We start from the raw sequence: 14,311 nt of genomic DNA, 5'->3' as shown, positions 1-14,311 counted from the left end.
CCATGTCGTTTTTCACTGACACCAACTTCGGCATCCTGCTGGTCATCATCGGGCAGTGCCTGTTGATCCTCGTGCCCCTGCTCGTGGCGCTGGCGTTCCTGCTTTATGCCGACCGCAAGGTCTGGGCCGCCGTGCAGATCCGCCGCGGCCCGAACGTCGTCGGCCCCTTCGGCCTGCTGCAGAGCTTCGCGGATTTCATCAAGTACATCGTCAAGGAGGTCGTCGTCCCCGCCGGCGCCGACCGGACGGTGTTCTTCCTCGCGCCGATCCTCGCCTTCGCCCTGCCGGTGGTCGCCTATGCGGTGATCCCCTTCAACGAAGGCTGGGTGATGGCCGACATCAACGTCGCCATCCTCTATGTCTTCGCCGTCTCCTCGCTCGAGGTCTACGGCGTCATCATGGGCGGCTGGGCGTCGAACTCGAAATATCCCTTCCTCGGCAGCCTCCGCTCCGCCGCGCAGATGATCTCCTACGAGGTCTCCATCGGCCTCATCATCATCGGGGTGATCATCTCGACCGGCTCGATGAACCTCACCGACATCGTCCATGCGCAGGACGGCCGCTTCGGGCTCTTCTCGTGGTACTGGCTGCCGCATCTGCCGATGCTGTTCCTCTTCTTCATCTCGGGCCTCGCCGAGACGAACCGGCCGCCCTTCGACCTTCCCGAAGCGGAATCGGAGCTCGTGGCCGGCTATCAGGTGGAATATTCCTCGACGCCCTTCCTGCTCTTCATGATCGGCGAATATGTCGCCATGGTCCTGATCTGCTCGCTGGTGTCGCTGCTGTTCCTCGGCGGCTGGCTCTCGCCGATCCCGGGGCTGCCCGACGGCTTCCTGTGGATGTTCGCGAAGATCCTCTTCTGCTTCTTCATCTTCGCGCTCGTGAAGGCCGTCACCCCGCGCTACCGCTACGACCAGCTCATGCGCCTTGGCTGGAAGGTCTTCCTGCCCCTGTCGCTCGGCTGGGTCGTGCTCGTTTCTTTCCTCGCGAAGTACCAGGTGCTCGATGGCGCCTGGGCTCGCTGGACCATGGGGGGTTGATCCCGATGCTGCGTCTTTCCTTTGCCCTGCCTCTGACCCTTGCGCTGATGCCCATCGCCGCTCAGGCGCAGGATTGTGATACCGTCTGGACGGCACTGCGCGGCGTGCCGGGGGTGACCATTCCGGCGCCGGTGGAGGGCGAAAGCGAGGAGCTGACCCGCTATCGCGCCGGAGCGGAGATCTTCGCCGCCATCGAGGAGGAGGTGTCGGGTCTCGACGTCGCCACCTACGAGGCCTCGGGCGGCGTGAAGATGCTGGCGGCGCTGAAGCTGAACTTCGGCGACCAACTGCTGACCTGCTATCAGGCCCCGGCAGCCGAAGAGGCGGCCGATTTCGTCGCCGAGACGGAAGCCGCCATGCCGGCCGAGGAGCGCGCGGCGCTCGTCACCGCCTGGAGCCTCTCCGAATGATGCCGATCTCGAGGAACGATTCATGACCCAGATCGACTACACCCGCGCCGCGAAGTACTTCCTGCTCGCGGACTTCTTCAAAGGCTTCCGCGTCGGCATGAAGTACTTCTTCAAGCCGAAGCCGACGGTGAACTATCCGTTCGAGAAGGGCCCGCTGTCCCCGCGCTTCCGCGGCGAACATGCGCTGCGCCGCTATCCCAACGGCGAGGAACGCTGCATCGCCTGCAAGCTCTGCGAGGCGATCTGCCCGGCCCAGGCGATCACCATCGACGCCGAGCCGCGCGAGGACGGCTCGCGCCGCACGACGCGCTACGACATCGACATGACGAAATGCATCTACTGCGGCTTCTGCCAGGAGGCCTGCCCGGTCGATGCCATCGTCGAGGGGCCGAACTTCGAATTCTCCACCGAGACGCGGGAGGAGCTCTTCTACGACAAGGAGAAGCTGCTCGCGAACGGCGACCGCTGGGAATCCGAGATCGCCCGCAACCTCGAGATCGACGCGCCCTACCGCTGAGGAGCATCCCATGGGAGCCTGGGGCCCCGGACCGTTCGACAATGACGACGCGATGGACCTGCTGCTCGCCTATGAGGAGCGGGGCACGGATGCGTTGCGCGAGGTCCTGGCCCAGCCCGACGACCGGCAGGGTGACGGCTTCATCGACGCCGATCTCGGCGGGCGGCTGATCGCGCTCGGCGAGATCGTCGCGGCCTGCCACGGCCATCCGATGCGCGGCGGGCCGTCGGACTTCCCGATGGGCGCCGATCCCGAACGCTTCAAGGTCCAGATGGCCGCCCATGCGTCCGACGTTCGGGCCGAGCCGGCGCTGCTCGCCGGCGCCCGCGGCGCCGTCAACGGGCTCCTCGCCAATCCCAAGGTCTCCGAACTCGCGGGGCTTTGGCAGGAGGGGCAGCAGCTCGACGCCTTCGCCCGCACGATAGCCGATCTGGAAGCGCGGCTCGCCAAGGCGGCTGCGTCATGAGCAGCCAGAACCCCTTCGAGGCGATGATGAAGGCGGGCCAGGACTGGGCCCGCGCCGTCAATCCGGCGCTCGAGAGCTTCAGCCCCAAGGGCTTCGAAGCGCTCTGGCCGACCATGCCCAAGGAGGTCATGGAGACCTTCTGGGGCCGCACCTTCAACCCCGGCGGGCTCGATTCGAAGACCCGCCTGCTCCTGACGCTGATGGGCCTCACCGTCCTCGGCGCGCAAGGCGAACCGCAGCTCCGCCTGACGGTCCGCCACGCCATCGAGGCCGGCGCGACGAAGCAGGAGATTGCAGAAACCATCCAGATGGCCGGCCTCTTCGGCGGCCTGCCGGCGATGAGCCGGGCGCTGGAACTGGCCAAAGAGGCCATGGACGAGGAGAAAGACCGATGACCGTAGCCGCCCTGGCCTTCTATCTCTTCGCGATCACCATGCTGGGCGGCGGGCTCATGACCGTCCTCGCCCGCAACCCGGTGCATTCGGTGCTCTGGCTGATCCTGGCCTTCCTCTCTGCGGCAGGGCTCTTCGTGCTCGCGGGGGCGGAATTCGTCGCCATGCTGCTCGTCATCGTCTATGTCGGCGCGGTCGCGGTGCTCTTCCTCTTCGTCGTCATGATGCTCGACATCGATTTCGCCGAGCTGAAGGCCGAAATGGCCCGCTACATGCCGCTGGCGCTGCTCATCGGCGTCGTCATCATCATGCAGCTCCTCCTGGCCTTCGGCGTCTGGGAATTCGGCGAGGGGGCCGAGGGCAACCTCGCGGCGCCCATCGGCGAGGGGCTGAACACGCGGCTCCTCGGCATCGTTCTCTACGACCAGTATTTCCTGCTCTTCCAGCTCGCCGGGCTGATCCTTCTGACGGCCATGATCGGCGCCATCGTTCTGACGCTCCGCCATCGGCAGGACATCAAGCGCCAGAACGTGCTGGTGCAGATGTCCCGCGATCCGGCGAAGACGCTGGAGATGAAGGACGTCAAGCCCGGGCAGGGGCTGTGATCTTCCCGGCGGCGGGCGCGAGGGGGCGCTTGCCGCCGGGCCACCTGCCCGCCGGCCGGGGCGGGCCTTCATCGCGACCGAGGAGGAACGCGTTGACCCATTCTCTGACCACGATCCTTGCAGCGACCGCGCTGGCCCTCGCCGCCGGCACCGCGGGCGCGCAGGAGGCCTGCTATTACGACCCGGCGAACGGTCGCATCACCGACGAGGCCGGGGCGGGCGGCGATGCCGGTAAGATCAGCCCCGTCGCCGAGGATGGCGGCTATGCCTCGTTCTTCATTCGGGGCGCGGGCGGCATGACCATCGTTGTGCATGACTGCGCCTCCGGCGCGGCGCTCTCGATCGACGCCGGCTCGTCCGGGCGCGGCGGGCTCATCTGGGAATTCGAGGCGCTGATGGAAGGCGCGGGCGCGATGTCGCTCGCCGACATCGCCGCCGGCATCGGCGCGGATGTGGAGACGACGCTCTCCACCGATGACATCGGCAATTGCGACTGCCTGTCGCTGGGGCTCGGCTAAGGAGGGAAAGATGGGGGCAGGGCGGGACGACGTGAGGCGGCGCCGGAGGGGCTCCAACGCCCTCGCGCTCGCCCTGGCACTGGCCGCGGGGGGCGTGTCGGCAGAAGCGCCGCCCCCGGCGCCCTGCACCTTCGATCCGTTCGAGCACCGGATCTCCGGGCCGGGCGGCCCGGGCTTCGACTACTTCCCCGAGCCCTATGCCAACGGCTTCGTCGCCGGCTACTTCTGGGATGTCGATGACAACGGCTGGGTGCTGCTGCATTCCTGCACCGGCCATGGCTACATGCTGGCCGCCGCCGGCCCCGTCGGGGTGCAGCAGCTCCACCTGCGCTTCTTCACCATGCTGGAGAGCCCGCGCAGCTACACGATGCGGCAGATCGCCCAGAACCTCGCCGAGGAATACGGCGCCGAAGCCTATATCGGCGATGAAGAGATCGGCCGCTGCGACTGCGATGTGGCGGAGGAAATGAGGTGAGAGGGGCGGCTCTCAGCGCGCGCATGGTTGACGGCGGCGCCGGACCTGTCAGAAGGGCGCCCATGAACGAGGGACGGCAGATGACGGGCTGGGGCAGGACGGGCTGGAGCACGGCGCGCCTCGCAGGTGCGGCCCTCGCCGCCGGGCTCGCCGGCTGTGCCACGAACGAGCTCGAGGCCGCCGATTGCGCCACGACCCGCGGCACGCTCTCCACCGACATTCCGCGCGATCTCGGCAACGGCAATGTCGCCACGCGGCTCGTCGAGGCGGGCGGCACCTATTTCGGCAGCGAGCGCACCGAGGTCACCCATTGCGCCAGCGGCGCCTGGGTCCGCCTGACGGATCTGGCCTTTTCCGGCCCCGGCGAGGCGCTCGCCGACCGCCGCGCGGCCACGGAGCTGCTGATATCCCACGCCGCCACTCTGGCGCCCGGGGACGTGCCGGTGTACCTCGCCGAACAAGCGGTGATGAACAACATCGACTACCGCGCCGGCCGCACGGGCGGCGAGACCTGCGGCTGCCGGGTCTTCTACCCGGAAAGTGCCGGAGACATGAACGAGGGGACGATATGATCGGGCTTGAACATTACCTCGCCGTCGCGGCGGCGCTCTTCGTGATCGGCATCTTCGGGCTGTTCCTGAACCGCAAGAACATCATCATCATCCTGATGTCGATCGAGCTGATCCTCTTGTCGGTCAACGTTAACTTCGTCGCCTTCTCGAGCTTCCTCGGCGATCTGGTCGGGCAGGTCTTCACGCTCTTCGTGCTGACCGTCGCCGCCGCCGAGGCCGCCATCGGCCTCGCCATCCTCGTCTGCTTCTTCCGCAACCGCGGCACGATCGACGTCGAAGACGTCAACGTGATGAAGGGCTGAGACGAGATGCGCATCCACCCCATGCCTGTCGCGCTGATCTTCTGAGGAGCGATCATGACCACCATCATCCTCTTCGCCCCCCTCGTCGGCGCGCTGATCGCGGGCTTCCTCTGGCGGCAGATCGGCGATGCCGCCGCGCAATGGACGGCGACGCTGCTGCTTTTTCTCGCCGCTCTTCTGAGCTGGATCACCTTCTTCACGCTGCCGGAGGGCACCGAGCAGATCACGCTGATGCGATGGATCGACTCGGGCACGCTGACGACCGACTGGGCCATCCGGCTCGACCGGCTGACGGCGATCATGTTGATCGTCATCACCACCGTCTCGGCGCTCGTGCACCTCTATTCCATGGGCTACATGGCCCATGACGACAATTTCCGCGAAGGCGAGAGCTACCGGCCCCGCTTCTTCGCCTATCTGTCGTTCTTCACCTTCGCCATGCTGATGCTGGTGACCTCCGACAACCTCCTGCAGCTCTTCTTCGGCTGGGAGGGCGTGGGCGTCGCCTCCTACCTGCTCATCGGTTTCTACTTCCGCAAACCCTCGGCCAATGCCGCCTCGATCAAGGCCTTCGTGGTCAACCGGGTGGGGGATTTCGGCTTCATCCTCGGGATCTTCGCGCTCTTCCTGCTGACCGATTCCATCCAGCTCGACGTGATCTTCGCCGAGGCGCCGCGGCTCGCCGAGTCCGAGCTGACCTTCCTCTGGCGCGACTGGAACGCCGCCAACCTCGCGGCCTTCCTCCTCTTCGTCGGCGCCATGGGCAAATCGGCCCAGCTCTTCCTGCACACCTGGCTGCCGGACGCGATGGAGGGACCGACGCCCGTCTCCGCCCTCATCCACGCGGCGACCATGGTCACCGCCGGGGTCTTCCTCGTCTGCCGCATGTCGCCGCTCTTCGAATACGCGCCCGAGACGAAGACCTTCATCATCTACATCGGCGCCATGACCGCCTTCTTCGCGGCGACGGTCGGCCTCGTGCAGAACGACATCAAGCGCGTCATCGCCTATTCGACCTGCTCGCAGCTCGGCTACATGTTCGTCGCCGCCGGCGCGGGCGTCTACGGCGCCGCGATGTTCCACCTCTTCACCCATGCCTTCTTCAAGGCCATGCTCTTCCTCGGCGCCGGCTCGGTCATCCACGCGATGCACCACGAGCAGGACATGCGGAACTACGGCGGCCTGCGGAAGAAGATTCCCTATACCTTCGCCGCTATGCTGATCGGCACGCTCGCCATCACCGGCGTCGGCGTCCCGCTCACGCATATCGGCTTCGCCGGGTTCCTCTCCAAGGATGCGATCATCGAGAGCGCCTTCGTGGTCAACGGCTTCGCCTTCTGGATGCTGGTCATCGCCGCGCTCTTCACGAGCTTCTATTCCTGGCGGCTGATCTTCCTGACCTTCTTCGGCAAGCCGCGGGGCGATCATCACACGCATGAGCATGCGCATGAGAGCCCCGGCGTGATGCTGGTGCCGCTCGGCGTGCTGTCGCTCGGCGCGATCTTCGCCGGGATGCTCTGGTATGCGCCCTTCTTCGGCGATCACGACCGGGTGGCGACGTTCTTCAACCTGCCGCATCACGCGGAAGAGGCCGCCGAGGGCGAGGACGAGGCGCATGGCGCCGTCGCCGAACCCTCCGACATGGCCGAGGCTGAAGCCGGCGAGGCCGAGGCGGACGAGCCTGTTGCCGATGCGGCTGGCGAGGCGGATGCGCAAGCGTCCGAAGAGCTGGCCGCCGCAGAGCCTGCAGAGCCCGCCGAGCCGCTCACCGCGCCGCAGGGGGCCATCTACATGGCCGCCGACAACCACGTGATGGACGAGGCGCACCATGCCCCCGCCTGGGTCAAGGCCTCGCCCTTTGCCGCCATGCTGATCGGGCTCCTGCTCGCCTGGGTCATGTATATCCGCCGTCCGGATTTCCCGGCGAAGCTCGCCGCCAACCAGAAGCCGCTCTACAACTTCCTCTACAACAAGTGGTATTTCGACGAGATCTACGGCTTCCTCTTCGTGCGGCCCGCCTTCGCGCTCGGCCGGCTCCTGTGGAAGCGGGGCGACGGCGCGGCGATCGACGGCACGATCAACGGCATCTCCATGGGCTTCGTGCCCATGCTGACCCGCCTCGCGGGGCGCTGGCAGTCCGGCTACATCTTCACTTACGCCTTCGCCATGGTGATCGGCATCGCGCTCGTCATCACCTGGCTCTCGATCGCCGGGGGAGCGAACTGATGGGCAACATTCTCTCGCTCACCACCTTCATGCCGCTCATCGGCGCGGCGATCCTGGCGCTGTTCCTGCGCGGCGACGATGCCGCCGCCCAGGCCAATGCCAAATGGGTGGCGCTCGGCGCGACGGTCTTCACCTTCATCGCCTCGCTCTTCATCCTCGCCGGCTTCGACAGCGATGTCGCCGCCTTCCAGATGGTCGAGGATCACGAGTGGCTGCTCGGCCTGCACTACCGCATGGGCGTCGACGGCATCTCTGTGCTGTTAGTGCTGCTGACGACCTTCCTCATGCCGCTGACCATCGCCGCCTGCTGGAACGTCACGACGCGGGTGAAGGAATACATGATCGCCTTCCTGGTGCTCGAGACGCTGATGCTCGGCGTCTTCATGGCGCTCGATCTGGTGCTCTTCTACCTGTTCTTCGAGGGCGGCCTGATCCCGATGTTCCTCATCATCGGCATCTGGGGCGGGCAGAACCGCATCTATGCGGCATTCAAGTTCTTCCTTTACACCTTCCTCGGCTCCGTTCTCATGCTCGTCGCCATGGTCACCATGGCCAATGTGGCCGGCACCACCTGCATCGCCGCCTGCGGCGAGGGCAACACGGCGCTCTTGACCTACAACTTCTCGTCGGAGGCCCTGCCGATCCTCGGCTGGCAGCTCACCGGCGGCCTGCAGACGTTGCTCTGGCTCGCCTTCTTCGCCAGCTTCGCGGTGAAGATGCCGATGTGGCCGGTCCATACCTGGCTGCCGGATGCGCACGTGCAGGCGCCGACGGCCGGCTCGGTCGTGCTGGCGGCGATCCTCCTCAAGATGGGCGGCTACGGGTTCCTCCGCTTCTCGCTGCCGATGTTCCCCGTCGCCTCGGAGCTTCTGGCGAACTTCGTCCTCTGGCTCTCGGCCATCGCCATCGTCTACACCTCGCTCGTCGCGCTGGTGCAGGAGGACATGAAGAAGCTGATCGCCTATTCCTCCGTCGCCCACATGGGCTACGTGACGGCGGGCATCTTCGCGGCGAACCAGCAGGGCATCGACGGCGCCATCTTCCAGATGATCTCGCACGGCTTCGTCTCCGGCGCGCTCTTCCTCTGTGTGGGCGTGATCTACGACCGGATGCACACCCGCGACATCGACGCCTATGGCGGGCTCGTGAACCGCATGCCGGCCTATGCCGCCGTCTTCATGCTCTTCACCATGGCGAATGTCGGCCTGCCGGGGACTTCCGGCTTCGTCGGCGAATTCCTGACGCTCATGGGCATGTTCCAGGCCAACACCTGGGTGGCGCTGGTGGCGACGACGGGGGTCATCCTCTCGGCCGCCTATGCGCTCTGGCTCTATCGCCGCGTCGTGCTCGGCGACCTCATCAAGGAGGCGCTGCGCTCCATCACCGACATGACGGCCCGCGAGAAGGCGATCTTCGCCCCGCTGATCGTCATGACCATCCTTCTCGGCGTCTATCCGAGCCTCGTGACCGATATCATCGGGGCCTCGACCGCCAATCTTCTGCATGACGTCGGCGTGGCGCAGGAGGCGGCTGCGGGCGTCCTCCAGACCGCGATGTCCCAATAGAGGTAGCGCACATGTCCAGCGATCTTTCGATCCTTCTGCCGGAGATCATGCTCGCCTTCTATGCGATGGTGGCGCTGATCGTCGTGGTCTACACCGGCAAGGATGCCGCCGCCCGGGCGCTGACCCTCCTCACGGTCGTCGTCTTCGCGGGCCTCGCCTTCTGGATCGCCTATACCGGCGGCGGCACGCAGACCGCCTTCTCCGGCAGCTTCGTCGACGATTCCTTCGCGCGCTTCTCCAAGGTGGGCGTGCTGATCGCCGCTGCGGCCATCCTTCTGATGAGCATGGATTACATGAGCCGCCGCGGGCTCCTGCGGTTCGAATACCCGGTGCTGATGGCGCTCTCCGTCGTCGGCATGATGGTCATGGTCTCCGCCGGGGATCTGATGGTGCTCTACATGGGGCTCGAGCTGCAATCGCTGGCGCTCTACGTCATCGCCTCGCTCCGGCGCGACTCGGTGCGCTCGACCGAGGCGGGGCTGAAGTATTTCGTGCTCGGCGCGCTCTCCTCCGGCCTCATGCTCTACGGCGCCTCGCTGACCTACGGCTTCGCCGGCACGACGCTGTTCTCGGGCGTGATCGAGGCGGCCGCGGGCGACATCTCGCTTGGCCTGCTCTTCGGCCTCGCCTTCCTCATGGCCGGCTTCGCCTTCAAGGTCTCCGCCGCGCCCTTCCACATGTGGACGCCGGATGTCTACGAAGGCTCGCCGACCCCGGTCACCGCCTTCTTCGCCACCGCGCCGAAGCTCGCCGCCATGGCGCTCTTCGCCCGCGTCGTGCACGACGCCTTCGGCAGCATCGTCTCCGACTGGCAGCAGATCGTGGCCTTCCTGTCGGTGCTGTCGCTCTTCATCGGCGCCATCGCGGCGATCGGGCAGCGCAACATCAAGCGGCTGATGGCCTATTCCTCCATCGGCCACATGGGCTTCGCGCTCATGGGCCTCGCCTCGGGCACGGAATTCGGCGTGCAGGCGATGCTGATCTACATGGCGATCTACCTCACCATGAACGTCGGCACCTTCGCCTTCATCCTCTCTATGGAGCGGGAGGGGCGGCCGGTCACGGATATCGAGGCGCTGAACATGTATTCGAAGCGCGAGCCACTCCGCGCGCTCGCCATGCTGGTGCTGCTCTTCAGCCTCGCCGGCGTGCCGCCGCTCGTGGGCTTCTTCGGCAAGCTCTACGTGCTGCAGGCGGCGGTGCAGGGGGGGCTCAGCTGGCTCGCGATCCTCGGCGTCATCGCCTCGGTGATCTCGGCCTTCTATTACCTGCGCATCGTCTACTACATGTACTTCGGCACCGAGCGCGAGGCGCTGGACCCGCCGACCTCGCCGGTGCTCTGGAGCTTCCTGATGCTATCGGCGCTGGCCATGGTCTTCGGTGTCGTCAATCTCTTCGGTGTCGACAGCCTCGCCGCCGAGGCGGCCGCGGCCCTTGTTCACTGAGGGCACCACCAGCGCCCCTGCGCGGCGTGTCTATCCCAGCCTGACCTCGACGATGGACGAGGCGGCCCGCCTCGTCCGGGAGGGCGAGCGCGGGCCGCTCTGGCTTCTCGCGCTCGAGCAATCCGCGGCGCGCGGCCGGCAGGGCCGCCCCTGGATGATGCCCGCGGGCAATTTCGCGGCGACGCTGATCTTCGCCCCCGAGGCGGGGCCCGAGGCCCGCGCGCAGCGCAGCTTCGCCGCTGCCCTCGCGCTTCGCGACGCCCTTGCGGAGACGGCCCCGAGCGCCCATCTGGAGCTCAAGTGGCCAAACGACGTTCTTCTGAACGGCGGCAAGGTCGCGGGGATTCTCCTCGAGAATTTCGGCACCGCACTCGCCATCGGCATCGGCGTCAACCTTGCGGCCGCGCCCGAGGCGGCCGATCTGCCGGAGGGGGCGGTGCGCCCCGTCTCGCTGCTCGGCGAGACCGGCACGGCCATCGGCCCCGAGGCCTTCCTCGACCGGCTCGCCCCCGCCTTCGCCGGCTGGGAGCAGCGGCTCGCCACCCAAGGCTTCGCCCCGATCCGCGAAGCCTGGCTCGCCAGCGCCGCCCGGCTCGGGCAGGACATCCGTGCCCGGACACCCCGGGGCGACACACGCGGCCGCTTCGACGGGATCGACGCCGCCGGCAATCTGATCCTCACCACCGCCACCGGCCCCCATGTGCTGCCGGCGGCGGAGGTGCATTTCTGAGGTCTCTTCATGCTGCTCTGCATCGACTGCGGCAACACCAACACGGTCTTCTCGATCTGGGACGGGCAGCAGTTCCTCGGGACCTGGCGCACCTCTACCGAATGGCAGCGCACGGCCGACCAGTACTACGTCTGGCTTTCGACGCTGATGCGCATCTCGAACCTCGATGTGGCCATAGATGATGTCATCATCTCCTCCACCGTGCCGCGGGTGGTCTTCAACTTGCGCGTCCTCTGCGACCGCTACTGGAACACGCGGCCGCTGGTCGTCGGCAAGCCCGACTGCCTTCTGCCCGTCGCGCCCCGGGTCGATGCCGGCACGCAGATCGGGCCGGACCGGCTGGTGAACACCGCCGGCGCCTATGAGCGGCACGGCGGCAATCTCGTCGTCGTCGATTTCGGCACGGCCACGACCTTCGACGTGGTGGACGACGACGGAGCCTATGTGGGCGGCGTCATCGCGCCCGGCGTCAACCTCTCTCTCGAGGCACTCCACCAAGCGGCGGCGGCGCTGCCGCATGTGGACGTGACAAAACCGCAGCAGGTCATCGGCACAAATACCGTGGCCTGCATGCAATCCGGTATCTTCTGGGGCTATGTGGGCCTTGTGCGCGGCATCTGCGAGCGCATCCGCATTGAGCGCGGCCGCGACATGCCGATCATCGGCACCGGCGGTCTCGCGCCCCTCTTCGCAACAGGCGACGTGCTCTTCGACAAGGTCGAGGACGACCTGACCATGCACGGCCTGACCATTATTCACCGCTATAACAAGGACAACACATGAGCGGCGAACGCCTTATTTACCTTCCCCTCGGGGGCGCCGGCGAGATCGGCATGAACACCTATGTCTACGGCTACGGCAAACCCGGGGAGGAGCGGCTGATCGTCGTCGACCTCGGCGTGACCTTCCCCGACATGGACGGCACCCCCGGCGTCGAGCTGATCCTGCCCGACATCAAATGGCTTCTCGACCGGCGCGACCGGATCGAGGCGGTCTTCATCACCCATGCCCATATGGACCATGTGGGCGCCGTGGGCCTGAGCTGGGATCGGCTCCGCGCCCCCATCTACGCCCGCAAGTTCACCGCCCAGATCGCCCGCGAGGCGCTGGACGAGGCCGGGGCGCCCGATACGGCGCTGCATATCGCCGAAGCCTGGCCGGCCATGACCCAGGCCGGGCCCTTCCGCGTCGGCTTCGTGCCGATCTCGCATTCGATCCCGGAAAGCTCGGGCCTCGTGATCGAGACGCCCGCGGGCCGGATCGTCCATTCCGGCGATTTCAAGATCGACGAGAACCCGGTCGTCGGCGAGCCCTTCGACAAGGTGCTCTGGGGCGAGATCGGGGCGCTTGGCGTCAAGGCGCTGGTCTGCGATTCGACCAATGTCTTCTCGCCGCATCCGGGCCGGTCTGAATCGACCCTCGCCGGGCCGATCACCGAGCTCATCCGCGAGGCGCCCGGACTCGTGGCGGCCACCACCTTCGGCTCCAACGTCGCGCGGCTGAAGACGCTGGCCGAGGCGGGCAGGGCGGCCGGCCGCTCCGTCGTGCTTCTCGGGCGCGCCATGCGCACCATGGTGAAGGCGGCCGAGGATACCGGCATCCTCAACGACTTCCCCGCGGTGATCTCGCCCGAAGAGGCCGCCGACATGCCGCGCGGCAAGGTGATGCTGCTCGTCACCGGCTCCCAGGGCGAGCGGCGCGCCGCCTCGGCCCAGCTCGCGCAGGGCAGCTACCTCGGGCTGAAGCTGCAGGAGGGCGACCTCTTCCTCTTCTCGTCCAAGACCATCCCCGGCAACGAGCGTGGGGTCATCAAGATCATGAACCAGCTCTCCGAGAAGGGCGTCGACATCGTGGAGGGCGACTCGGGCGCCTATCACGTCTCGGGCCATGCCAACGGGCCGGATCTCGAAGAGATGCACCGGCTGGTGAAGCCGGAGATGATCGTGCCCATGCATGGCGAGCACCGGCACCTGCGCCGGCACAAGGCCGTGGCCGAGGCGGCGGGCATCCCCGCCATCATCGCCACCAACGGCATGATGCTCGACCTCGGCGGCACCCGGCCGCAGGTGGCGGAATATGTCGACGCCGGGCGGACCTATCTCGATGGCGCGGTGCTCATCGGCGCGCTCGACGGTGTCGTCCGCGACCGGATGCGCATGGCGCTCAACGGCCATGTGATGGTGACGCTGGTGCTCGACGAGCAGGACGAGCCCATCGGCGACCCCTGGGTCGATCTCATGGGCCTGCCGGAGATCGGGCGCTCCAAGGCCGCGCTGGCCGAGGTGCTCGAGGCGGATCTCGCGCAATTTGTCGGCCGCGCCGGCGCCAAGATCATCCGCAGCGAGGAACGGCTCGAAAAGGAGCTTCGCTCCATCGCCCGCCGCACCACGCAGGACGAGATCGGCAAGAAGCCCGAGGTCACGGTTGTCGTCAGCCGCCTGAGCTGACGACCGGCCCCGCGGGTTGACCCAACGGCGCGACGGCGGCAGAGTGCAGCCGCCGTGACGGCGTTGGGGGCCCCGTGATGGAAGACACCAAGACGAACTTGCCCGCCGGTGAGGCGACAATCCCGGCTGGCGACGCAGTGTCGCTCCGCGCCGAGACCGCGCTGCTGCACCGCCGCTTGCTGGCGATGGCGCGCGGCGCCGAGGGCCGGCTGCGCGACCAGCGCGCCGCAAACGTGCTTGGCACCCATCACCTGAGGGACGAGATCGCCGCCCTCCGCGCCGCGCTCCGCCGGGCGGAGGCCGCGTCCGAGCGGCGGCGGCTCGAGGCAGAGACGCTCCGCGCCCGCAGCGAGGCGCAACGCGCGGCGCTGCAGGCGATGGGGCAGCTCCTTGCCGAGGCTGTCGGCACGGGGGAGGAGGCGGAGGCCCGCTGGCTGGCCCTCGCCGCCCGCGCCGCCGAGATGGGCCTGCCGCATGAAGAGACCTACCTCGAGGTCAACGGCGATGTGGCCCGCGACGGCCAGACGGCGGCGGGCCATTACATCCGCTTCGGCGCCCGCGCCGGCCGCTTCCCGCACCCCGCCCCGGATGCGGGCTGAGC

The 14,311-nt window shown here is 67.2% G+C and carries 17 protein-coding genes; all 17 read left to right on the top strand.

Annotation, left to right across the window (positions count from 1 at the left end):
* The first annotated feature begins 2 nt into the window (after positions 1-2).
* The 17 genes from nuoH (at position 3) to ACAZ03_RS08315 (ending at position 14,309) form a co-directional block, all read left to right on the top strand.
* Complete coding sequence (gene nuoH, locus ACAZ03_RS08395) at positions 3-1,040, top strand: NADH-quinone oxidoreductase subunit NuoH (RefSeq protein WP_373357002.1); 1,038 nt, start codon at positions 3-5, stop codon at positions 1,038-1,040.
* Positions 1,041-1,045: 5 nt separating this feature from the next.
* Positions 1,046-1,450 carry a hypothetical protein gene (locus tag ACAZ03_RS08390; protein ID WP_373357001.1) on the top strand — a complete coding sequence of 135 codons (405 nt, stop codon included), beginning with the start codon at positions 1,046-1,048 and terminating at the stop codon, positions 1,448-1,450.
* Positions 1,451-1,472: 22 nt separating this feature from the next.
* Positions 1,473-1,967, top strand: a complete 495-nt coding sequence (gene nuoI / locus ACAZ03_RS08385; protein WP_373357000.1) for an NADH-quinone oxidoreductase subunit NuoI — start codon at positions 1,473-1,475, stop codon at positions 1,965-1,967.
* 10 nt (positions 1,968-1,977) lie between these two features.
* Positions 1,978-2,433 (top strand): DUF4259 domain-containing protein, encoded by a 456-nt coding sequence (locus ACAZ03_RS08380; protein WP_373356999.1) that lies wholly within the window; start codon positions 1,978-1,980, stop codon positions 2,431-2,433.
* On the top strand, positions 2,430-2,828 hold the full coding sequence (locus tag ACAZ03_RS08375) for a carboxymuconolactone decarboxylase family protein (RefSeq protein ID WP_373356998.1): 399 nt from the start codon (positions 2,430-2,432) through the stop codon (positions 2,826-2,828). The genes ACAZ03_RS08380 and ACAZ03_RS08375 overlap by 4 nt, the downstream gene beginning before the upstream one ends.
* Positions 2,825-3,430, top strand: a complete 606-nt coding sequence (locus ACAZ03_RS08370; protein ID WP_373356997.1) for an NADH-quinone oxidoreductase subunit J — start codon at positions 2,825-2,827, stop codon at positions 3,428-3,430. Before ACAZ03_RS08375 ends, ACAZ03_RS08370 begins: the two co-directional genes overlap by 4 nt.
* Positions 3,431-3,522: 92 nt before the next feature.
* Positions 3,523-3,948: a hypothetical protein gene (locus ACAZ03_RS08365; protein ID WP_373356996.1), complete on the top strand. Its 426-nt coding sequence runs from the start codon at positions 3,523-3,525 to the stop codon at positions 3,946-3,948.
* A gap of 10 nt (positions 3,949-3,958) precedes the next feature.
* Entirely contained in the window at positions 3,959-4,423 is a 465-nt protein-coding gene (locus ACAZ03_RS08360; protein ID WP_373356994.1) for a hypothetical protein, read from the top strand.
* A 62-nt stretch (positions 4,424-4,485) separates the two neighbouring features.
* Positions 4,486-4,995 (top strand): hypothetical protein, encoded by a 510-nt coding sequence (locus ACAZ03_RS08355; protein ID WP_373356993.1) that lies wholly within the window; start codon positions 4,486-4,488, stop codon positions 4,993-4,995.
* On the top strand, positions 4,992-5,297 hold the full coding sequence (gene nuoK / locus ACAZ03_RS08350; protein WP_373356992.1) for an NADH-quinone oxidoreductase subunit NuoK: 306 nt from the start codon (positions 4,992-4,994) through the stop codon (positions 5,295-5,297). The genes ACAZ03_RS08355 and nuoK overlap by 4 nt, the downstream gene beginning before the upstream one ends.
* Before the next feature lie 54 nt (positions 5,298-5,351).
* Positions 5,352-7,523 (top strand): NADH-quinone oxidoreductase subunit L, encoded by a 2,172-nt coding sequence (gene nuoL, locus ACAZ03_RS08345; protein ID WP_373356991.1) that lies wholly within the window; start codon positions 5,352-5,354, stop codon positions 7,521-7,523.
* Entirely contained in the window at positions 7,523-9,088 is a 1,566-nt protein-coding gene (locus tag ACAZ03_RS08340; protein WP_373356990.1) for an NADH-quinone oxidoreductase subunit M, read from the top strand. Before nuoL ends, ACAZ03_RS08340 begins: the two co-directional genes overlap by 1 nt.
* An 11-nt stretch (positions 9,089-9,099) precedes the next feature.
* Positions 9,100-10,533, top strand: coding sequence for an NADH-quinone oxidoreductase subunit NuoN (nuoN, locus tag ACAZ03_RS08335; protein WP_373356989.1), 1,434 nt, complete (start codon positions 9,100-9,102; stop codon positions 10,531-10,533).
* On the top strand, positions 10,523-11,263 hold the full coding sequence (locus ACAZ03_RS08330; protein ID WP_373356988.1) for a biotin--[acetyl-CoA-carboxylase] ligase: 741 nt from the start codon (positions 10,523-10,525) through the stop codon (positions 11,261-11,263). Before nuoN ends, ACAZ03_RS08330 begins: the two co-directional genes overlap by 11 nt.
* A gap of 9 nt (positions 11,264-11,272) precedes the next feature.
* On the top strand, positions 11,273-12,046 hold the full coding sequence (locus ACAZ03_RS08325; RefSeq protein WP_373356987.1) for a type III pantothenate kinase: 774 nt from the start codon (positions 11,273-11,275) through the stop codon (positions 12,044-12,046).
* On the top strand, positions 12,043-13,710 hold the full coding sequence (locus ACAZ03_RS08320) for a ribonuclease J (protein ID WP_373356986.1): 1,668 nt from the start codon (positions 12,043-12,045) through the stop codon (positions 13,708-13,710). Before ACAZ03_RS08325 ends, ACAZ03_RS08320 begins: the two co-directional genes overlap by 4 nt.
* Before the next feature lie 77 nt (positions 13,711-13,787).
* Complete coding sequence (locus ACAZ03_RS08315) at positions 13,788-14,309, top strand: hypothetical protein (protein ID WP_373356985.1); 522 nt, start codon at positions 13,788-13,790, stop codon at positions 14,307-14,309.
* The last annotated feature ends 2 nt before the right edge of the window (positions 14,310-14,311 follow it).

The sequence above is a fragment of the Pseudoroseicyclus sp. CXY001 genome, assembly GCF_041714655.1.
In the GTDB taxonomy this organism is placed as follows: domain Bacteria; phylum Pseudomonadota; class Alphaproteobacteria; order Rhodobacterales; family Rhodobacteraceae; genus Pseudoroseicyclus_A.
This window is presented reverse-complemented; position numbering and strand designations above follow the sequence as displayed.